Origin of the sequence: Tunturiibacter gelidiferens, assembly GCF_051013345.1 — a bacterium.
Classification (GTDB): Bacteria; Acidobacteriota; Terriglobia; order Terriglobales; family Acidobacteriaceae; genus Edaphobacter; species Edaphobacter gelidiferens_A.
Genome location: NZ_CP132939.1, coordinates 813,430 through 834,669 on the forward strand (window position 1 = coordinate 813,430; position 21,240 = coordinate 834,669).

Annotated in this window: 16 protein-coding genes; 8 read left to right on the top strand and 8 right to left on the bottom strand. The window is 58.0% G+C overall.

Annotation, left to right across the window (positions count from 1 at the left end; translation table 11 throughout):
- Positions 1-15 precede the first annotated feature (15 nt).
- Positions 16-534, top strand: coding sequence for a hypothetical protein (locus RBB80_RS03845; RefSeq protein ID WP_433966987.1), 519 nt, complete (start codon positions 16-18; stop codon positions 532-534).
- Positions 535-545: 11 nt separating this feature from the next.
- Here RBB80_RS03845 and RBB80_RS03850 read toward each other — a convergent pair whose 3' ends face one another.
- On the bottom strand, positions 546-1,082 hold the full coding sequence (locus RBB80_RS03850; RefSeq protein WP_433966988.1) for a septal ring lytic transglycosylase RlpA family protein: 537 nt from the start codon (positions 1,080-1,082) through the stop codon (positions 546-548).
- 253 nt (positions 1,083-1,335) lie between these two features.
- Complete coding sequence (locus RBB80_RS03855; protein WP_433966989.1) at positions 1,336-1,587, bottom strand: hypothetical protein; 252 nt, start codon at positions 1,585-1,587, stop codon at positions 1,336-1,338.
- Positions 1,588-2,161: 574 nt separating this feature from the next.
- Between RBB80_RS03855 and RBB80_RS03860 the strand changes: the two genes are divergently transcribed.
- On the top strand, positions 2,162-3,628 hold the full coding sequence (locus tag RBB80_RS03860) for a hypothetical protein (protein WP_433966990.1): 1,467 nt from the start codon (positions 2,162-2,164) through the stop codon (positions 3,626-3,628).
- Positions 3,629-3,928: 300 nt separating this feature from the next.
- Positions 3,929-6,019, top strand: coding sequence for a radical SAM protein (locus RBB80_RS03865; protein ID WP_433966991.1), 2,091 nt, complete (start codon positions 3,929-3,931; stop codon positions 6,017-6,019).
- Between the two features lie 444 nt (positions 6,020-6,463).
- Here RBB80_RS03865 and RBB80_RS03870 read toward each other — a convergent pair whose 3' ends face one another.
- Positions 6,464-7,423 (bottom strand): IS5 family transposase, encoded by a 960-nt coding sequence (locus RBB80_RS03870; RefSeq protein ID WP_433966992.1) that lies wholly within the window; start codon positions 7,421-7,423, stop codon positions 6,464-6,466.
- 304 nt (positions 7,424-7,727) lie between these two features.
- Here RBB80_RS03870 and RBB80_RS03875 point away from each other — a divergent pair, with 304 nt between their 5' ends.
- Positions 7,728-7,949, top strand: coding sequence for an HNH endonuclease (locus RBB80_RS03875; RefSeq protein WP_433966993.1), 222 nt, complete (start codon positions 7,728-7,730; stop codon positions 7,947-7,949).
- 39 nt (positions 7,950-7,988) lie between these two features.
- On the opposite strand, the gene RBB80_RS03880 is transcribed toward RBB80_RS03875, so the two are convergent.
- The 3 genes from RBB80_RS03880 to RBB80_RS03890 all read right to left on the bottom strand — a co-directional run bounded on the left by RBB80_RS03880 (position 7,989) and on the right by RBB80_RS03890 (position 10,215).
- A complete protein-coding gene (locus RBB80_RS03880; protein WP_433966994.1) occupies positions 7,989-8,417 on the bottom strand; it encodes a hypothetical protein in 429 nt (142 codons plus the stop codon).
- 277 nt (positions 8,418-8,694) lie between these two features.
- Positions 8,695-9,459: a YcbK family protein gene (locus RBB80_RS03885; RefSeq protein WP_433966995.1), complete on the bottom strand. Its 765-nt coding sequence runs from the start codon at positions 9,457-9,459 to the stop codon at positions 8,695-8,697.
- A gap of 222 nt (positions 9,460-9,681) precedes the next feature.
- Positions 9,682-10,215, bottom strand: a complete 534-nt coding sequence (locus RBB80_RS03890; protein WP_433966996.1) for an ornithine cyclodeaminase family protein — start codon at positions 10,213-10,215, stop codon at positions 9,682-9,684.
- A 71-nt stretch (positions 10,216-10,286) separates the two neighbouring features.
- On the opposite strand from RBB80_RS03890, the gene RBB80_RS03895 reads away from it, so the two are divergent.
- The 4 genes from RBB80_RS03895 (at position 10,287) to RBB80_RS03910 (ending at position 16,098) form a co-directional block, all read left to right on the top strand.
- Positions 10,287-10,997 (top strand): YceH family protein, encoded by a 711-nt coding sequence (locus RBB80_RS03895; protein ID WP_433966997.1) that lies wholly within the window; start codon positions 10,287-10,289, stop codon positions 10,995-10,997.
- Between the two features lie 24 nt (positions 10,998-11,021).
- The gene (locus tag RBB80_RS03900; protein WP_433966998.1) at positions 11,022-14,072 is read left to right on the top strand and encodes a PAS domain-containing protein; all 3,051 of its coding nucleotides are present in this window, start codon (positions 11,022-11,024) and stop codon (positions 14,070-14,072) included.
- A gap of 149 nt (positions 14,073-14,221) precedes the next feature.
- On the top strand, positions 14,222-14,869 hold the full coding sequence (locus RBB80_RS03905) for a hypothetical protein (RefSeq protein WP_433966999.1): 648 nt from the start codon (positions 14,222-14,224) through the stop codon (positions 14,867-14,869).
- Positions 14,779-16,098 carry a glycoside hydrolase family 2 protein gene (locus RBB80_RS03910; protein WP_433967000.1) on the top strand — a complete coding sequence of 440 codons (1,320 nt, stop codon included), beginning with the start codon at positions 14,779-14,781 and terminating at the stop codon, positions 16,096-16,098. The genes RBB80_RS03905 and RBB80_RS03910 overlap by 91 nt, the downstream gene beginning before the upstream one ends.
- Positions 16,099-16,544: 446 nt before the next feature.
- Here the strand turns inward: RBB80_RS03910 and RBB80_RS03915 are convergent, their stop codons facing one another.
- Together RBB80_RS03915 and RBB80_RS03920 are read right to left on the bottom strand one after the other, a co-directional pair.
- Positions 16,545-20,123 (bottom strand): carboxypeptidase regulatory-like domain-containing protein, encoded by a 3,579-nt coding sequence (locus RBB80_RS03915; RefSeq protein WP_433967001.1) that lies wholly within the window; start codon positions 20,121-20,123, stop codon positions 16,545-16,547.
- 381 nt (positions 20,124-20,504) lie between these two features.
- Complete coding sequence (locus RBB80_RS03920) at positions 20,505-21,185, bottom strand: Fe2+-dependent dioxygenase (RefSeq protein ID WP_433967002.1); 681 nt, start codon at positions 21,183-21,185, stop codon at positions 20,505-20,507.
- Positions 21,186-21,240 lie beyond the last annotated feature (55 nt).

A 21,240-nucleotide genomic window follows, 5' to 3' on the forward strand; every position in this document is an offset into this window, starting at 1 on the left:
CTCGCATCACTAGAGATGATTCAGAAAGACTTGATGCATCTTGATACCGACATACTCCGTGCCGTTGCGGTCGGCCTCGCCATCGTGCTGCTCTACGGCAGCCGTCTGACAAAGGGCACCGTCAGCCAGACCCCGGATGGTCTCGCCTTCCGCGTCAAGCCGCTATTTGCCTGGTCTCGCGCCATCGCCCTTCCGGCCTACATCCTCTTCTTTTTCTATATGGCTGCGACGCAGAAACAGCAGGTGCCGTGGTGGATGGCGGTGTTGCTCCTTGCAGCCATCGCGCTCGGCGTGATGCAGATGCCGGGAACCATCACGCTGACCCCCACCGCCATTAAGCAACGATTCTGGTTTCAGCCTTCGAAGACGATTCAATACAGCCAGGTGATGGCGATTCAGGCGATGCAGGGAGGTCGCATGACGCGCGTTGCCGGTGACAACCGCGTCACGATCACACACACGTCGAACCATTGTGCCGCGATGGAGTTTCAACAGGAGATCGAGCGCCGCACCGGCAAACGCGTCGTGCTGTAAGCGCCCATTCGCTAGTCGGTTCGAATCAGATAGGGTGCAGCAGCCGGATCCTTGGGATGAATGCTGTCGGCTACCTCGCTGGCGTTGCTTTTGTTCGGCAGCTTTGGACTGATCCTGACCCAGTGCCCTGTCGGTCCGGGGAACTCAATCACCTTGGCGGTGGAGTAGCGCCGGATCATCTCTTCTTTCAGCTTGACCGCGTCCGACTCTCGCGCGAATGCACCTACCTGCACGCACCAATGGCCGCCCGGATCAGCGTTGGCACGGACCGGTGCGCCGAATGCCTCTACCTTCACTTTGGCGACTCCGGCGCGATATACCCCTGTCGCCTTCGCGGCGGCCAGCGAGAGATCGATGATGCGGCCATGTACGAAGGGCCCGCGATCCGTGATCTTGACCACGACAGATTCGTTGTTGGTCAGGTTCGTCACACGAACCATCGTCCCCATTGGCAGGGTGAGGTGCGCGGCGGTCATCGCGTTCTGGTCATACACCTTTCCGTCGGCGCCCTTTCGCCCGGCGTAGGGAGGCCCGTACCAACTGGCCATCCCCACCTCGCTCGAGATGGGCTTCCCGAAATTGCCTGGGACCGGGGCAGGAGCGGGTGGGGATGCCCCTGGGCCGTAGTGGCATCTGTAGTTGGGCTGGATCGCGCGGAGCGAGAGTTTTTGCCGTGACTTGAAGCAGTCGTTGCCGTCGGTGGAGGAGGTGGCCGGTAGGCCCGCGTTGTCTCTTTATGGCAGCCGATGACCATCAGCGCGAACGCAGACAGCACTGCGGCAGTGCCAATCCGGCCCCTCATCACGGCTTCGGCGCGTCTTTCGGTGGTGGCGGGGGAGGAGTAGAGGATCTTCGCGCATGATCATCCATTCGCGACGCGAGCTTATGCAACTCTGCCGCAGCAGTTCGCAGCGCCTCCGAACTATTGCGACGCACGTCCGGGACCACCTGGTCATTGATGTACTTCACGACGTTCTTCAGATCTGTCTCCAGATGTGTCGCCGCATCCCGCAACTGCTGCTCCCACGGTCGCTTCGGGTCTTCGGTTGACATACGCGCACCTCTTCCTCTTGATTAGATGACGCCGAAAACGCGAGGTCAACGCCCATCGCGTTCACGTGCCGGGATGGTAACGAAGGTCCGGGTCGACCCGCCCGGCAAATGCAACTTGCCGCGACGTTCCTGCGTCCGTTATACATAGGCAAACTCATATCACGTCTTTCACGCCATGGACCAGCCCCTGTTCTTAAATCAGAATCTACAAGGGAGTTCTTTTGACGATCGCAAAGGTACGTTTGATTTCGAGAACATCCTCCAAACTGATCCAATCTCTGGCTGTCCCGGCGTTTCTGGCATTTGCTGCGACCTTAGTCACGGCTCAAACTGACCCGCCTCAGACACCTGATGCGGAAGCGAGGCTTTTATGGCCAGACTCTCCTGCATTGCCGGAGAGTCCTATTACTTCGACCAGCGGCGTGACGGTTGACGAATCCGGATTGGACGGAGAGCCAACAGGGTACGCAGGTAATTTTGTTCCCGCTCCGGAAGAGCATCTCAAGCTGCCGACTCGCCGCGACATGACGATTCTTCCCGCGGAGACAGCTCACCCCTTACTTCTCAAGAGAAGGTGCTTCTTGGCCTCAAGGAGTCTGTATCTCTGTTTTCTATCGTCGGATGGTCTGCATCGGCTGGATACAGCCACCTAATCGACAGTAGCCCCAACTATGGGGCCGACAAGGCGGCTTTCGGCGAACGGCTAGGTGCAGCTGCTCTGCGCAGCGTAACGGACAACCTCTTCAGCGTTGCCCTCTTTGCTCCGCTCCTGCACGAAGATCCACGCTACTACGAGCTCGGTGCCGGCCATAGCTTCTTCAAGCGTTTTCTGCACGGAGTAGAAACGCCCCTCATTACAAGGTCTGACGATGGGCGCCCTACGGCCAACTTCTCGCTTATTGCCGGTAATCTCGTCGGATCGGCTCTTACAAACGCCTACTATCCTGAACGCAACCGGAGCGCAGGCCAGACCTTGAGACCTTCGGTGCCTCGATGGGTGGATCCGCCCTGGGTTACGTCCTTAACGAGTTCCTTAACGATGCCCTCGCAGCCGCTCACCTTCGAAAGGCTGACTGATCTTACTTGCATGGGATGGTCGGATGAAGACACTGATTGGGATCGCGTAAGTATGCGTTGTTTGCTGACCATGACGTTGCTGCTAGTTGTGGCGAAGGCACACCCGCAGGCACTGTCCCCGATAAACCCGAAGACACTTCCCGCCTCCTCCGAAGCCACCGCGAACAATCTTCCCGACGCCCCAAGCGCAGTCGATAGACCTCAGGGCAACGTCGTCGCCGTAGCCCAGGCGTCCTTCCAACAGACTGGCGACGGGGTGAAGCCCTGCAACGCCTTTCGCGCCATGAAGGTCGTCTACTACAACCCCAATCGTCTCGATGAGATCCCCAAACCCTGCAGCAACCTCATCTATCCGTATCAAAAGTTTCTCGGCACGAACATCATCATTCCAATGACCTGGCAGGAGAAAGGCTACCTCGCCCTACACGACCTCGCCGACCCCGCTAACTTTGGCACCATCGTCGGCATCTCCGCGATCTCAATCGCCGCCGACCCTCACTCCGCCTACGGCCCAGGTCTAAAGGGGTTCGGCAAATCTGTCGGCGTCAGTTATCTACAGGACGTCACCGGCCAGTTCTTTGGAGCCTTCACCTTCCCTGTTCTCTTCCATCAGGATCCGCGCTACTTCCGCATGCCCCACGCTCCATTGACCAAGCGCATCCTCTACTCGGTCTCCCGTACGGTGATATCGCGCCACGACGACGGCAGGTCCATGCCGAACTACTCTGTCCTCCTCAACTACCCCGTCGGCGCGATTCTCTCCAATCAGTACGTTCCTGGCATCCATAGCGACGCCTCCTCTACCGTGATTCGCGTCGTCACTGGATACGCTCTCGACCCGGCCAACAATCTGCTCAACGAGTTCCTCCCCGATGTGGCCAGTCACGTCCACGTCCGCATCATCTTCGTGCAACGAATCCTGAACAACGTCGCTAACGGAACCAGCGGTGTTAGCTTGCAGTGATTTATTTATCGCTAAAACCAGGTCCCGTCTACCGCCTCAAGTCGCCATTCAATGCAGATTATCGCCATTCGATACCACATGCTTCGGTATGGCCCTTTGGCTGGGTACTGTTAAGGGTGAGTCGAACGGGATTGACGCTGCATCTGACAGGAAAAGCAATAGATAGCTCGAATCAAGATGCATACCTCTCAAGGCGCGAAGCATCAGATCAGAGGCTGGAAAGTCGATCCTGATAGATAAAATCAGGTTACAAATCCAGAAGATATAAGACATCAGACGGACATTCAGGAGACAAAGTAAATGCCGAAGGCCAAATTAGCCGAAAAAGCTCTCACGTATGGAGCCAAAGCAGGTTGGGCAGTATTCAATAAGCTGAACTCGTTCAGCCCGAACGCCAGCTTCACCCCCAAGTGGAGCGACAAGCCCCTCCTCAAGAGCTATCAGAAAGAGAAGCCACCCCTCGGCTGGCCCCGCACTACCGACTCCCTCTGTCCAAAGTGCATTCCGGAGATCCGTCAGCAGATCGTCGATGGCAAGCTGCCTCATGAGATTCTGCTCAATGAGAAGGTCGGCGAGATCAAGGCGCAGATCATCGAGCGCAACGGCGAGATCCTGATGGTCAAGGACTGCCCCATCCACGGCCACTTTGAAGACTTGATGTCGATCGACACCGCCTTCTTCAAGCACCTCGAGGAGGTCTTCCCCGGCCGCGACATCCGCGCCCACAATGACGAGAAGCTGCACAACCACGGCACCTCTACCGTCACCCACGGCCGCGGTTCGGTTCTCACCATCGACCTCACCAATCGCTGCAACATGATGTGCGATCCCTGCTTCATGGACGCCAACCAGGTCGGCTTCGTCCACGAACTCACCTGGGACGAGATCAAGACCATGCTCGACAACGCGGTCACCATCAAGCCGAAGCGTCAGATGTCGGTTCAGTTCTCTGGCGGCGAGCCCACGCTCTCCCCGTACTTCCTTGACGCCGTCTCGTACGCCCGCAAAGTCGGTTACACCTCCGTGCAGGCTGCGACCAACGGTATCGAGTTCGCCAAGTCGAAGGAGTTTGCGAAGGCCGCTGCTGAGGCCGGTCTCCGCTATGCCTACCTGCAGTTCGACGGAATCGGCAACGCTGCCAACTCGCACCGCAAGGTCGGTAATGCGTTCGATGTGAAGCTCCAGGCAATCCATAATCTGCATGAGGCTGGCGTAGACATCGTTCCCGTCACCACCATCGTCAACGGCATCAACAACGAGCAGGTTGGACGCATCATCGAGTTCGCCCTCGACAACCCGAAGAAGATCAACTTCCTCTCCTTCCAACCAGTCAGCTTCACCGGCCGCGACGAAGACATCTCCGACGAGCGTCGCCAGGCCCAGCGCTACACCCTGTCGCACCTTGCTCACGATGTGAAGAATCAAACCGGCCTCGGCGAGCCGACCCGCGATTGGTTCCCCATCAGTTTTATGTCGACCTTCTCTGACTGGGCCGACCTTGTCCACGGACCCGACCGCGACTGGGGCCAGCTCTCCTGCGGCTGCCACCCGAACTGCGGCATCTCGATGGCCCTGATGATCGACAAGGAGACCAAGGAAGCAGTTCCCGTCACCGCTTTCATCAATGCAGACCGCCTTGCGAAGGACGTCGCCCGCATTAACGACGCGGCTCGCGGCAAGTGGCTCTCCATCATCGGCGTCACGCTCGCTCTGCTTCGCAACTATAAGCCCGAGGCTGCACCGACCCACTTCAAGATCAAGGACCTGCTGCAGAAGTTCGACAAGAGCTTCGGCGCAACTGGTCGCAGCTACGGCAAGGTCACTGCAGACCGCACCATGGCCGACATCGAGAAGCGCCGCGGCGACCGGTGGAACTTCCTCTTCATCGCCGGCATGTGGTTCCAGGACCTCTTCAACTATGACTTCCGCCGCACCGAGCAGTGCATCATCCCCTACGCCACGCAAGAGGGTGAGATCAGCTTCTGCGCGTACAACACCGGCGTAGGCTGGCGCAACATCATCGAGAAGATGCACATGACCTCCACCCTCACCAAGTGGTACGAGGAGCATGGCCGTCACGAGATCTTCGCCGGTGGCAAGAAGGTCGGTCTCGAAGCCGAGATGAAGTACGACCTGGTCCTCAACGACGAGCATGTCAAAGCCGCCGCCAACGACACCTTCGACAAGTCCGGCATCGCGAAGAACTCTCGCGAAGAAAAGATCCGCGCACGCGATGCAAAGATCAAGCAGGACGCCGAAAACGCCCGCATGGCCAAGCTCTACCGCAAGGAGATCCTCCAGGAGCCCGACGCTCCCGCAGGCTTCATCTCCCTCGGCGAGATCAAAGCCGCTCCGGCACCGAAGGTCGAAGAGACCGTCTCCGGCGACTAAGCACCATATCCACTAACAGCACAAAGGGGCCGCCAGCAATGGCGGCCCCTTTTTATGGCAATAATACTCACATGCAGTCAAATGAAGTTATCTCGTATATCGAGATGTGTAATCGCGAAGGTTTATCCCTCCAGCGGGGATGAATTTCAGTGCAACAAAAGCGCATTCGGTTGTACTGTCTTCACATCGACCAGGATCCCCATACGATGACGTGCTTGAAGAGGATGGGACAGTGCTTATCTACGAGGGACACGACGAGCCAAGGACAAAAGAGAACCCATATCCTAAGCAAGTCGATCAACCTCTAAGGAACCTCTGCGTAGGCGTCTGACTTTCTGGGGTCAGGGAGTGGGCATGGAAGATGCGCGGGTTTTGGTTGGTTTGATGCTGTTGGAGGGCTAATTGGAACGCGCATCCGCCCGTTTTCCGGGGCTTCCAGGCGCACTACTGCCCAAGGACTGCCAGACGTTTGCGGTGCAGGTACAGGTTCACCAGCGCGAAGTTCGCGCACAGGCGGTGATGGTTCTTCGCGATGCCTCTGTATCTCACTTTGTCGAAGCCGAAGATGCGCTTCAGGATCCGGAACGGATGTTCTACCTTGGCCCGCACCCTCGACTTACTCCGGTTCTTCTTTTTCTGTAACTCGTCGACATAGTTTTTGAACTTCGTCCGCTTGCAGGTCATGTCCTGTGCCTTCGGAGCGGCCTCTTGGATGGCGTCGGTCTGGCCCTGATAGCCGCCGTCGCCCCACACCTTACGCTCTTGGCCGTGCAGCAGTTCCGGTAACATGTGGCAGTCCGCCACGCTGGCTGCGCTCGTCGCCACAGAGTGGACGATGCCCTCCCTCGCGTCCACGCCGATATGCGCCTTCAGGCCGAAGTACCACTGGTTGCCCTTCCTGGTCTGGTGCATCGCCGGGTCGCGCTCGCCACTCGCGTTCTGGGTCGACGAAGGCGCATGCAGGATGGTCGCATCGACAATCGTGCCCGTCGCGATCTGGATGCCCCTGGCATCCAGATGCACGTTCACCGCATCCAGCATCAACCCGCCCAGCTCGTGCCTCTCCAGCAGATGACGGAACCGCAGGATGGTCGTCTCATCCGGCGCAGGCGCAATCCCAAGGTCCACGCCAACGAACCGCCGCAGCGCCGCAGACTCGTACAACGCCTCTTCCACCCCAGGGTCCGACAGATTGAACCACTGCTGCACAAAGTAAGTCCGCAGCATGATCGCCAACCCTACCGGCTGCCGTCCCTTGCCCGCCTTCGCATAGTGCGGTCGTACCAGGGCTTCCAGCGCAGACCATGGAACCACCTGCTCCATCTCGTCCAGAAACAACTCCCGCCGACTCTTCCGCCCGTACTTCTCAAACACACCCTGACTCGACAGACTCTGCTGCTTCATCGCAATCTCCTCGCAGCTATCAGATTAATCAATCAGGCAAGCGATGCAGAACTTGTGCAGACTCTCCCTAAGCACCAGGTCAGGAAGACTTACCCAGAATGGCTACTTTCATGATGCAGCTCAGGCTTATGTTCGCGCTGGAGCCACCCCCGCCCGCGTTCGAGTATATGAAAAGATAAAGGATGGTATCTGGTCCTATAACGGTTTGTTTAAATTGGTAGATAGTTGGATACAAACGAGTGGCTATCGACGCGTCTTCAAATTCAAGCTTCATTCAATTCCAGACGAAACGAGCCTTCTGTCTATGGAACAGCAGATAATTGAACAACGTCGAATTATCCCTTCACACATAAAGTTAGCCGTTTGGAAGCGAGATGGCGGTGCATGCATCCAATGTGGCTCGAAACAAAATCTCCATTTCGATCATGTCCTACCTTATTCCAAGGGAGGTACCTCGAATTCCGAAGAGAATATCCAACTTTTATGTATGAAACACAACATACAAAAAGGAGCTAAGCTTTTGTAGGTTTGTCTAACTTGCGCTTCGCATGACGCGCACGGCACTTCATCGCCACCGTGCCCTCGCGCAAAAACTCTCAATCATCTCCTCCGCCTCATCCCGTAGCGAAACCTCCCGCGTCGCGAGGAGTCCAAGCCCCTCCACTGCGGAACACCGCACCACGTTGCTCTCATCCTGAGCCAGTAACGACATCGTCCGAGCCGCCCGCAGCCGCTGCATTCGAGTATGCGCAATCCTCGGCACAACGAGACCGAGATGCCACCGCGTTCGCGACTCTTCCACCGGGAGCGTCTCAAGCAACCCTGCGAGTTCATCGGCGTAAGGCTCCAGCAGTCTGCCGTCCTTCTCTGTGATCCGCCGGGCAACATCCGCCGCCCGCTTGCGTACTTCGATATCGTCGTCGAAGAGCTCCCGCACCAGGGAACGAATCGCAGATTTGTCGGCAAAAATCTCCGCAGCCAGGTCGTGCGCCATCGGCAGACCCCATCGCTTGACCCTGAGCCGTTGCCCCAGAGACTCCATGCGGCGAAGTATAGTCGACCGCTCACCGGCTAGCGGCGAGCACATCGACTAGCCAAACAATCTTGACACCGCTGCTACAATTAAGTCAGGAACAGCAGAAGGCCCGGCATAATGCCGGGCCTTTTTGATTCAACACCGGCCCCCTGTCAGTCCGGAACTAAGGTATCTGTTTTGAATACTTTGCACAATTTCGTCCGGGAGGGGGAGGATGACAATCAAGTCAAGAAAGCTACATCCCGGTCGCGCGGCCGCCATGAGTTCTGCGTCCCGGACGATGCGGAGTTGCGCCAAATGCCCACTCCCGCACCGGACCTACATCAACGTGAACGAACTGCGATATAGGGTAATATCCGACCCCGCCGGCGTGCAGAGAAAGCGCCGTATTTCTAAGCTGCTCGGTCGAAACTCCCGGTACGCGAAGGTCGATCGCATGACCTTCCATATGCTGGCTGTGCTCGGCGACCCCGGTCTTTGGGGATCCATGGCGCAGCGCTGCATTCGTCTCCGGCGTCCTGTACCCACAGACGACATTGATGACACCACTCGCCTGTCCCAGCCGCGACATCAGCGCGTGCAACACATCGAACTCCTTTGGCTCGTAGTGGACTACGTCCTGCGTATTGTGATCGCGCAAGAAGTAGTTCAGCTTCTCGAGTGCCTCGGGAATATAGGTGTCGCCGATCCGGTAGATTACGTCCAGACTCTCGCCCGTATGCAAATTCGTCATTCGCAGCTGATACGGCTTTCCGTCGTCCGGCAGCTCGCCCGAGACCGCCCCGGAGGAGATATCATCGGGCATCACACCAGGCACAACCTCTTCTCCCGTGATCGCCGCTGATTGCGTTTTGCTCCGAGCGGAGGAATGGAGAGTGGTGTGCAGCCCGGCGTGTACTCGGGTACGAACGATCTTGGCCCACGAAAGACCGGGTACTCCAAACATCAACAACGTGATGGCCGCCCCCACCGTAAAACCATTCGCGCGCAATCTCTGCATCCAAACTCTCCTGGTCCCAGTGTTCGAATGCGAGTACCCAAATGCGGTCCGCGATTCGTCATTTCCTTCTTCTAGTTTATCGGACTCATCTTCAAATCCCGATAGCGCTTCTGTAACTTTAGTGTCATATTCGGATCGGCTCTCGAACTGCTTCAACCGCTTCTCGTCAAAGATCGTAACCACATGTATATCAATAATTAGCTTCGATCCGCGCCGATCATCCTATCCAACACCAGATTCGCCGAGACCCTCGTCAGCGAACTTCTTTGCTTTGCGCTCCGTACGGATCCAAACGCGAATCTCTTCACACTTTCGAATCCTCGACAGGGCCCGCCCATGAGACCGGGCCTGGACCCCGCTTCCCAGAATGCCCAGCACCTTCGCCGCTGGCCGTGCAAGCAGGTCGACGGCCACGGCCGACACTGCCGCCGTCCTCATCTCCGTGATCAGCCGGCCGTCCATCATTGCCTGTGGCTCGCCCGTATCCGCACGAAACAGATGAATCACTGCCTGATGCGTATGCTTCTCTCTATCGGCGTTCCCTGGGTAAAACGTGACCATCTTCGCGCCCATCACATCTTCATGGACGGCGGTCATCACGGCAAACCATCCGGAATGTGCGGCCACCGGCACTACCATTCGGAGCGGTTGCACCATGCGTCCGGCAGAAAAATCCATCAGGGCCTGCCGCATGGCGGCAATCAGCTCGTCATATGAGAGCGACGCCTTCACCTGTTCTTCATCGATCAATAACAATTCGCCACTCCTTTCACCGTTCTCATGATCAGACGAGCCAAGGCAACCTTGCGTGTGGCACCCTAGTAGACATGCAGCTCGACCCCATCCAGCTTCGCGTCCTCGGCTCGCTCATCGAAAAAGAGATCACTACTCCTGAGAACTATCCGCTCTCGCTCAACGCACTGATCAATGCCTGCAATCAGCGCTCCAGCCGGGAGCCCGTCCTCGAGCTTACGGAAGAGGAGGTTCGGCAGGCGCTCCACACGCTTGAAGATCTTGCCCTCACTAACGCGGTCCGGGACGCCCGGGTCCCCAAGTACGAGCATCGTATCCGGACCGTCCTCAACCTCCGCCGCGACGAGACCGCTGTCCTTTGCCTGCTGCTGCTGCGCGGCCCCCAGACACCCGGCGAGCTTCGCAGCCGCGCCGACCGCCTCTACACCTTCGATGATCTTGCTGCCATTCAGTCCACTCTCGAACGCCTCGCGACTCGCCCAGCGACGGACGAATCAACGCCTGAACACACCGGTCCTCTCGTCATCATCCTCCCTCGCCAGCCCGGCTCCCGCGAAGTCCGCTACGCTCATCTCCTTGGAGCGCCCCCGGACCTTACCTCCCAACCTGCCGAACGAGCCGAACCCACCGGCTCAACCGCCCAACGCATCGCTCACTTAGAAGCCGAAGTCGCTACGCTTTCCACCGCTATGAAGGCCTTCCAGGAACGCGTTGATCGCCTCGAAGTTCGTCTCGGAGCACAGGCAGAAGTGCCTGTGTCTCACGATGATTCCTCTGTAAAATGAATTTTCATCCGTAATTTCCCTGCCATGCCTGATTCCATCCTCTCCAAAGCGCCCGTCACTCTCAATCGCCGTGCTCAGTTCCGGCGCGAGAGCGATGCTGAGAATGACAATCTCTCGCGCCTGGTGGGGCAACTGCCGGAGGCGATTCTCTGTTTCAACCGCAACTGGGTCCTCACCTACGCCAATGCGGAAGCCGTTCGAGTCAGCCGAATCAAACCCTCCGATCTCAACTCGAAGACCCACTGGGAACTCTTTCCCGAAACCGTTGGCACGGCTTTGGAACGCACCTACCGCGCTGCAATGCAAACTCGGATCGCTCAACACCTCGAACACTTCTATGCTCCGTTCGACGTCTGGGTCGACGTGCACATCCTGCCCACAGAAGAAGGCGTCGCTCTCTACTACCGCGACGTCACCGACCGCAAACGCGCCGAGGGTCTTCGCGACTCAGCGGTCCGCCAGCTCCGACAGATCTTCGACGCCTCTCCCGACTCCATCGTCTGCATCGACCGCAACTGGAACTGCACCTTCGCCAATCGTGCAGCCCTTGAAATTCTCAAAACCGACGGCCTCATCGGAGAGAACCTGTGGGAGCGCTTCCCGTCGAACCAGAAGGAGCCTTTCCGCTCTCACTACCGCACCACGATGGAACGACGCATCGCGACCGAGTTCGAAGCCTACTACCCTGCGCCGCTCGACATCTGGTTCCGCGTCTCCGCGCGACCGTTCGAAGACGGCATCATTATCTTTTCCAGCGATATCACCGACCGCAAGGGCGCAGAGCTGCTTCGTGATGCCGCCGCGCGCCAGCTCCGTCAGGTTCTCGAAACAACCACCGACGCGGTCGTAAGCCTGAACCGGGATTGGAACTTCACCTTTCTCAATCGCAGGGCCAGGGAGCTTCTCAGCCCCATAGGCGAACTGCTTGGAAAAAACCTCTGGAAAGCTTTTCCCGCCGCTGCCGAACCGAACAGCGACTTCCGCTATCACTACTACCGAGCGATGGAGGAAGGAATTCCCGGCGAGTTCGAGGCCTATTACCCGGAACCCTTCAACCTCTGGCTCTCAATTCAATGCCGGCCTTACGACGACGGCATGGTTCTCTTCTTCCGCGACGTCACCGCACGACATCAATCCGATCAGGTTCTTAAGCGGCAGCAGGATCTTCTCGCCTCCGTCCAGCAGACCGCTCGCGCCGCCACCTGGGACGTGGATTACGCAACCGGCAAGGCCACCTACGGAGCCGGCTCTTATCCGGTGTTTGGACATCCCCTCGCCGACATCCCCGACGCTCGCTCCTTCAAGAAATTCCTTCTCCCCAAGTATCTCCCTACGATTGCTTCGGCCGTTCAAGCCGCAGCCGAGACGGGCCAGATGATCGTTGTGGAGTGCCAGATAGAAGCTGCCGATGGACGCATTCTTTGGATCGAGAACCGAGGCCAGATCGTCTCAGTTGCTGGCAAACCGGTCAGCCTTCGGGGCCTCTCCATCGACATTACCGATCGCAAGAAGAGCGAAGAAGCTTTGATCACCAGCGAAGCCCGGTACCGTGTCCTGGCCGATCTCAATCCGCAGGCCATCTGGATGGGCGCACCGGACGGCAGCATTACCTATGCCAACCAAGGGTTCCTCGACTACCTCGGACTCACCATCGAAACCCTCGGCGGCCACCATTGGCTTGATGCCTTCGACCCCGAAGATCGGCCGCGCGTCACCGAAGCCTGGACTCATTCCGTCGCCACCGGAACTGAGTACGATATCGAGGCACGCCTTCTACGTGCCAAAGACGGGTCTCCCCGCTGGTGGTGGCTTCGCGCCCAGGCGGTGCGCGACGAGTCCGGCCAAATTCTCCACTGGCTTGGGGTCGCCATCGACATCGACGACCGCAAGAGGTTCGCGGAAACCCTTCAGTTGCGCCAGGAGGAGACCGAACGCCAACGATCAGAACTCGAATCCATCTACCAGACCGCCCCCGTAGGGCTCGCTCTCTTCGATGCCGCCACCCTGCGCTATCTCCGCATCAACGATCGTCAGGTGGAGATCATCGGTCTACCCAGGGAGAAGATCCTCGGCCAGGTCATCACCGACGTTGTCGCAATTCCAGGGCTCAAAGAACTTCTCCAGACAGCCGCTTCCGGCCGTCCCGTGCGCAGTCATCTTCTCCATGGCGAACTTCCGGGACGTCCCGGCGAACAACGTTCTTTCAACGTCAACTACTCTCCCGTCTTCGCGGCAGATGGTTCGGTCGAAGCGATCGCCGCTGTGGTCCTCGAGGTCACTCTTCAGAAAAAGGCTGAGGCTGCCCTCATTCAGAGCGAAAAACTGGCCGCCGTCGGCCGTCTCGCCAGCTCGATCTCCCACGAGATCAATAATCCGCTGGAGGCGATCACCAACCTGCTCTACCTCATCAACCTCGCTGCCGATCTGCCCGAAAACACACGCGAGTACCTCCACACAGCACAGAGCGAACTCTCCCGCGTCTGTCAGATCGCCACGCAAACCCTACGCTTCCATCGTCAGGCCGTCCGAGCCACCCACGTCAGTGCAGCCGATCTCGTCAACGCCGTCCTCAATCTCTATCAGGGCCGCCTCGCCAACTCGCACATCAAGGTGGAGGCCTCCTACGAGACCAGCACCACCGTACTTTGCTTCGAAAACGACATCCGGCAGGTCCTCAATAACCTGATCGCCAATGCGATTGACGCCATGCGCGGCAACGGCGGACGTCTCATCGTCCGGGCCCACGACGCCATCGACTGCCCCTCCGGCTCGCAGCAGCCGCGCCGAGGCATTCGCATCACCATCGCCGACACCGGCCATGGCATGTCCCCCACCGTAAAGGCTCGTCTTTTTGAGCCCTTCTACACCACCAAAGACCTCAACGGCACAGGGCTCGGCCTATGGATTTCGGCTGGCATCGTCACACGCCACCAAGGCAAACTCACCTACCGCAGCAGCGAGCACCCCCTCCACCACGGCACCATCTTCTCTCTTTCTTCCCTTGGCAGAGGTCGATGCGACCATCCCCGCCTAGCCCATTGCTTTCATTACTGTCGACGAATTCCGCCAATGTGACCGCTTTTTAGCCGGTTGAACAATCGACCATCTTCTCGACCCGCAATGCCCGCGATCACGCGATTGTTCAAAGACCGAAGTATTATGACTCGATAGCTTTTTCGACGCACACCGCACCGAAGCATGGACCATGACCGGAGAACACCCTTATGCAGAAGTTCGCAACCCGTAGCATCGTGACCGCCGCCCTCCTTCTCGCCGCGCCCGCTTTCTCCCAAACGAATCCCCAGACAAATCCCCAGACAAATCCCCAGGCCAACACCACCCTTCTCGTTGACATCGACCACCGCCCTGCCACCTCTCTCGACGGCGACTGGCACACCATCGTCGACCAGTATTCGACCGGCATCTACACCCTTCATCAGGAGCTCCGGAAAGACGGCTTCTTCATGAACGCTCCCTTTGACCCAAACGGCCATCCGCAGGACTACAACTTCGCCGACGCTCCCACCCTTCGCGTTCCCGGCGACTGGAACACGCAGCGTCCCGAACTCTTCTACTACGAGGGTCCCATATGGTACGAGAAGGACTTCCAACACACCACCGCTCCGAACACTCGTACCTTCCTCCACATCGGCGCGGCCAACTACCGCACCTTCGTCTGGGTCAACACTAAGAAAATCTGCGAACACGAGGGTGGCTTCACCCCTTCGATTGCGACATCACCGCTGCCCTCCACGATGGCAGCAACTTCGTCGTTCTCTCGGTGGATAGCACCCGCATCGCAGACGGAGTTCCCACACTCCAGACCGATTGGTGGAACTATGGCGGCCTTACCCGTGACGTATCCCTGGTAGAGGTTCCAGATCAGTTCATCGATGACTACGATCTTCACCTCAGCCGCACGGACCGATCCGTTATCGAAGGCTACGTCCACGTGCTGAGTGCACCGGCAGGCACCCCGGTTACCATCACCATTGCCGAATTGCATGCGAAGGTCGAATCAACGGTAGACGCGAACTCACGCGCCGCCATCAGGATTCCCACGAAGTACCTCAGCCTCTGGTCGCCCGAAAATCCCAAGCTCTACCAGGTCGAGATCTCCTCGGGTTCTGACAAGATCGAAGATACCATGGGCTTCCGCACCATCGAAACCCGCGGCACGCATATCCTCCTCAATGGCCGGCCCGTCTTTCTCCGTGGCATCTCCATCCACGCCGAAGCCCCCTACCGCACTGGGCGCGCTTACACACAAAAGGATGCGGACACGCTTCTCGGCTGGGCCAAAGAACTTGGCTGCAACTACGTTCGGCTCGCTCACTACCCGCACGACGAGCGCATGACCCGCACCGCCGACCGTCTGGGCCTCATGGTCTGGTCTGAAATTCCGGACTATTGGGCGCTCCAGTTCGACAACCCAGCTGTGCTCGCAAAATCCAAACAACAACTCTCCGAGATGATTCGGCGCGATCGCGACAAGGCTTCCGTCGTGCTATGGTCCGTTGCCAACGAGACGCCAAACACCGAGGCCCGCACGAAATATCTCAACGCCATGGTCGATCTCGCGCATGAACTCGATCCCACTCGTCTCGTCACTGCGGCTCTTCTTGTCCGCACCGAGAAGACCGCAGCCGGCTCCAACAAGATCGTCGACGACCCGCTTGGCAAAGCACTCGATGTTATCGGCACTAACGAATACATCGGCTGGTACGAACAACACGCAGAGGGGGCCGACACCACCACGTGGGACATTCGCTATGACAAGCCTCTGATCATGTCTGAGTGGGGTGGAGACGCAAAAGCAGGCAACCACGCGCCCTCTGGCGATACTCACCCTGCGTTGTGGACCGAGGAGTATCAGGCCGAGATCTACCATCACCAGATCGCGATGCTTAACAAAATCCCTCAGCTTCGCGGCACCAGCCCCTGGATTTTGATGGACTTCCGCTCCGCCCGGCGTGTCAACCCTGGCCTGCAGGACAACTTCAACCGCAAGGGCCTAATCTCCGATCAGGGCGTTAAAAAGCAGGCTTTCTTTGTCCTCCAAAAGGCTTACAAAGACAAGACTCTTGGCAAAGCAGAGTAGCGGGAGTCAACCTGCTGCGAAAAAATGTAAGACCTCGGCCTGGCCGGGGTTTTGCATTTTTGCTGGATTTTTCACGGGTCTTTTACGGAAATCTGGTTCGTAGATGTGGTTTTCTGGTGGTGTAATCGTGGTGAAATGCATGGTAAACGTGGAGTAAAAACTGTCTCTCCTGCACGGTTGAAAAATACGCCACCAATCTCAACTTTATTTTCGACCCGTCCAGGATGGAGGACTCCGTTCGGAGCTTCGGTCGCTCTGTCCCCAGGGACCGGCCATCTTTTTCGGTTTAATGAGACCTGAACCTACGAGACCCTGAAATCTATTTTCCCAAACCTCCCCGGATGTTGCGACAAAGGGGGAGCCTAAGTGACAGTGACATCGGACCGCAAGAAGAAGGGTGGAGACTAAGGTCTCCACCCTTCTTTGTCAGGACTGCTTTTTATGGGTTAGAAGTTGAGCTTGAGCTGGAACTCTGTGGTACGAGGTCCGCCCTGGTCGAAGGTACCGGAGTTACGCACCACACGAGCAGAGTTGGCCGTCGCCTGATCGGATGGGCCGTTGAAGTATCCACCCGGAACACCGTTAGCAGCATCAGCCTGGTTGATCAACTGACCCGTTGCATCGCCAGGGATAGAAGGAATGTCGTTGAAGTTGCTCATGTTGAAGACGTTGTACATCGCAACTCCGGGGACCAGGCTGAAACTTTCGCCGAGTTTGCGGATGTGGATCGGATAGTTGGCGCTGAGATCGAAGGTACGGAGAGCTGCATTGTTCAGGGGTTTGTTGGGCCCCACAGCAAGTGCTTGTTGAACACCGTTCAATGCAGTCAACTGTCCCGGTGTGAAGAGGCCAGCGGCAACAACCGCCTGGCCAGCCGGAGTCAGGGTACCCGCCTGGGTGGCGTTATAGTTGTTGATCAGCTTATTGAGACCCGCACCCTTGACCTCGTGCTCGTAGGCGCCAGGAATGGTGCCCGGGACCAGGTCGCCTGTGGTTCCATCGCCATCGACGTCCGTCCGGAAGAGCTCTCCAGTTGTCCCGTTGGTAACGTCGAGGGTAAGCGAAGACGCAGGTGCGGAGAAGAAGTGGCCGATTGCGGAGACATTCAGGCCGTATTTGATAGCGAGACTGCCTCCGAAGCTCAGCTCGTTCGAGTGGTCTAGCGGACTGCGGCCAATGTAGCGGTTAGGATCATCGTTGTTGAAGGCCTGACCACCGGCGAAGAACTGGTCGGTGGGAGAGGTTCCTCCGTTTGAGGTAACGATGCGGGAGAGGCTGTAGGATACCTGGAAGTTAGTGCTCATGATGCCTGGAGCAGGGTGCGATCTCTGGCCCTGGAGAACTGCCTGGAGTGCGTCATACCCAGAACGACCGATGGGCAGGATGAAGAGGCCGGTTCCAACGTTGGGGTTGGTGCCTCCAAACGCTGCGCCGGTGTCCGGGGTGAGACCTGCAGCGGAAGCCGATACACCACCAAGGTAGGTGGTGCCTGAATCCAGGCCATTGCCCGCAAAGTCTGTGATCTGAGCTCCAGCAGCGATGGCGCAAGTGATGGCCGCGGATGTGGAGCCTCCAGCGCAACCAAAGCTTGATGTGGTAGCCGCAATGGCGTTTTTGGCCGCATTGACATTCAACGTGCGCGCTGCGCCGCTATGGTTGACGTCTTGCGAGATAGGAATCTTGAGTGTCGCGTTGTGGACGTAATCGGCGCTGATCACCAGACCCTTGCCGATCTCACGCTGAATTCCGCCGTTGAACTGGATGGAGTAGGGGCTCTTGTAGGGGCCAGCGTAGATGCTGTTGGCATAGAGTCCGTTCCCGCTACCAATATAGGAAGGGTTCACTCCAGCGACGTTCTTCACCTTTGCCTGGTACTCGGCTTTGATGGCGTTGACTTCGAAGGCAGCCTGGCCGATTGGCTCGCTCAGGATGGTGGAGACGGGCGTTCCGTCCGGTGCGGCGGTAACCGTGCCGAAGCCTGGGAGAACGATCTTTGTTCCACCCTTGGAGGCCACGCCGAAGTTGAAGGCCGGGAAGTTGCTCTGAACCGACTCAGTACGCGCGTTGCCTGTGTTGTTGAAGACGCTGCTCTCGTAGAAGATACCGATACCGCCACGGAAGGAGGTCTTGTGGTCCCCAGGGCTGAAGTTGAATCCTGCCTGCGGTCCGAAGTTGGCGTAGGGTTGATGGGTCCGGACTCCAAGGCCTTGCTGGAACTGGTCGAAGAGCGGGGTGTTTCCGGTGCAGCCGGGAAATTGAAGCGAGGGATCTACGCTGGAGCAAAGCGGGGTTGCCAGATCCTGATTGGCGCGGTCGGTGTCGACGCTCCAGCGGAGACCTGCGGTAAGGGTGAGGGACGGTGAAGCCTTCCAGGTGTCGGCCGCATAGGCTCCGAAGCGCCAGCTCGGAGCCAGACCGCCAAGGAGTCCAAAGCCGGGCCGCTCGGAGAACAAGCCGTTGCCGTTGCCGATGGCGTACAGGGAAGCGACATAGTCGAGCGGGTTAGCTGCATCGGGCCCCACAAGATTGCCCGGGGTGGCCGAGATTCTGGTGTAGAGACTCTCGCCATAGAATTCGGCAAATCCGCCGCTGGCCAGGCGGTTGAGGTCGAAGCCGAATTTAAAGGTGTGAGCTCCCTTGGTCCAGGTGCCGTCATAGCGGAACTGCTTGTCGGTCTGGAAGGTGCCCTGTGGCGCCAGGTAGTTTGGCCCGGCGTTTATGCTGCCTCTGAGGGTGACGTTGCCGCCCACGGCGGGTCCGGAGGGGTTATAGATTGATTTGCCGAGCCCAGCGGTTCCATCCTCGAGGAGGTTATGGAACTTCTCATACCCGCCGCGGAAGGAGTGGGTGAAGTGACCGGTGGTGAAGTCGGCTCCGCCTACGATTCCCGGGACGTTGTCTCTATTCTGATAGACCTGGTACGGGGTTAGACCGAAGGTGGCATCGGCGGCGTTGACGCTATAGGCTCCGCGCACGAAGAAGTGAATTCCGCGAGGGCCGTTGTAGTCGAGACGAACCAGGCTGAAGGTGTCCGTAAAGGGAGCGGGCACGAAGGGAAATTGGTTGAGGATCGGTTGAAAGACCGGGCTGGCGCCGAGGGCGGCGTCCAACTCGGACTGCTTGATACGTTCCACGCCACCGAAGAAGAAGAGCTTATCCTTAATGATGGGGCCGCCGACATAACCGCCGAACTGATTGCGCTGGAAGGGAGCCGTTGATCCGCCGACATCTGCCGCACCTGCGCGGGCGTCCTGGAAGTTGTAGAAGGCGTTGCCGTGGAAGCCGTTGGTTCCGGACTGAGTGGAGACGAGAACCTGGCCCGTCGAGGTGACTTCGCCAGAGACGTCCTGGGTGGAGCGATTGAGCTGAAACTCTTGAATAGCGCCTGCCGGAACGTTGTAAATCGTTGTTCCGACGGTCTCGTCGGTGATGTCCTGACCGTCGAGCAGGATGCGGGTGGTACGTCCGCCTACGCCGCTAACAGAGATGGCAGAGTAACCTGCTTTGGTCGGGTCGAAGGACTGGCCGGACTGGAGGATGACACCTGGCTGAAGCTGCGCATAGTCCAGAATGTTTCGACCGTTTACCGGGAGAGAATCAATCTGTTCGCGGGTAATGACGCCCGAGACGCCGATCTGCTCTGTATTTACCTGGAGGGCGCCTGCGTTCACCTCTACGGTTTCAGCAGAAGAGCCGAGGGTAAGCTTAAAGCTTCCTGGCGTCGCTGTTCCTGTTCGAACCACCGTCGTAACTGAGAGCTTTTGAAACCCCGAAGCGCTGACAGTAACGGTATAGTTGCCGGGATTTAGCGGCCCAACACTATACAATCCCGCGCTATCCGTGCTGATCGTCTTTGTAGAGCCGGTATCAACCGCAAGGATCGTGACCGTGGCGTTTGGCACGATAGCCCCAGAGGGATCCGTGATTGTTCCCTGGATCGATCCGCCGTTTACCGAGGTGGCTTGCCCGTGGCTCAGCACCGCGGTGGCGAATAGCAACGTAATTAGCGCAAAAAGCTTTTTCATCTTTTTCTGCTCCTGATTCGGGTCCGGAAAATTCCGAGCGGCGGGGTAGATCTGGGCGGCCGATTCTTAGTGACATGCACCTTTAGGGCCATTGCAAACAGAACTTTTTCCGTCTCGGATTTTTAGTTAGAACAAGGGTTTTTACCGACCCGCGGATAGGGGATCGACTTTTCTGGAGGTTTCCTTTATGGAATAAGAGATTTTTTATCCAGAAAACTGGATCTTCACGAAATCTGAATTGGAGAACATGCGAGGAGGTCTAGGGACACGTAACGAATGAATAAGTTGCTGACTATTCGTAGACCCGCCGAGCTAAATGCAAGGCACAGCCTGTCGAGACGATCTTGAGGGCTAGACGAAGATAATCTGACTTGCGGGGATCTACATCTCCGCCCAGCGACGCAACAGATTGTGATAGACCCCGGTTAGTTGGACACCCGCAGGGTTTCCGGGGCTTTCGATCGCCAACCGCTGAATCGCAGTGTCGAGGTCGTAGAGCAGCGTTCTGTCGCCATCGTTCCGGATCATGCTCTGGACCCAGAAGAAAGATGCGACGCGCTCGCCCCGTGTTACCGAAGTGACGCGATGCAGGCTGGTCGCCGGATAGAGCACCATGTGTCCGGCGGGCAGCTTTACGGAATGAACGCCGTAGGTGTCCTCGACGGCCAGTTCGCCGCCGTCATACTCATGCGGCTCTGAAAGAAAGAGCGTCGCCGAAACATCGGTCCTGATCCTCTGTCCGGTCGAGGCGTTGGCTCGAATCGCAGTGTCGACGTGCGTGCCGAAGTGGCCGCCGCCGGTGTAGCGGTTGAACATCGGCGGAAATACCCGGAGGGGCAGCGCCGCCGACATAAACAGCGGCGAGCGTGCCAGTGCTGCCAGAACCATCTCGCCCAACCTGGCCGCTACGGGATGGTCCTCCGGCAGTTGAAGGTTCTCCTTCACGCTCTGGGCCTGGTATCCAGCTGTGACCCTTCCGTCGACCCACTCTGCTGCGTCGAGCGCCGCCCTTGCCTGCTTCAGCTCGCTGGCAGTCAATACATCCGGAATCGTAATTAACATCGTCTTGCTCCTTCGCTTACGGTCACCAAAAGAGAGGGGCGGCCAGTCTTGAGAC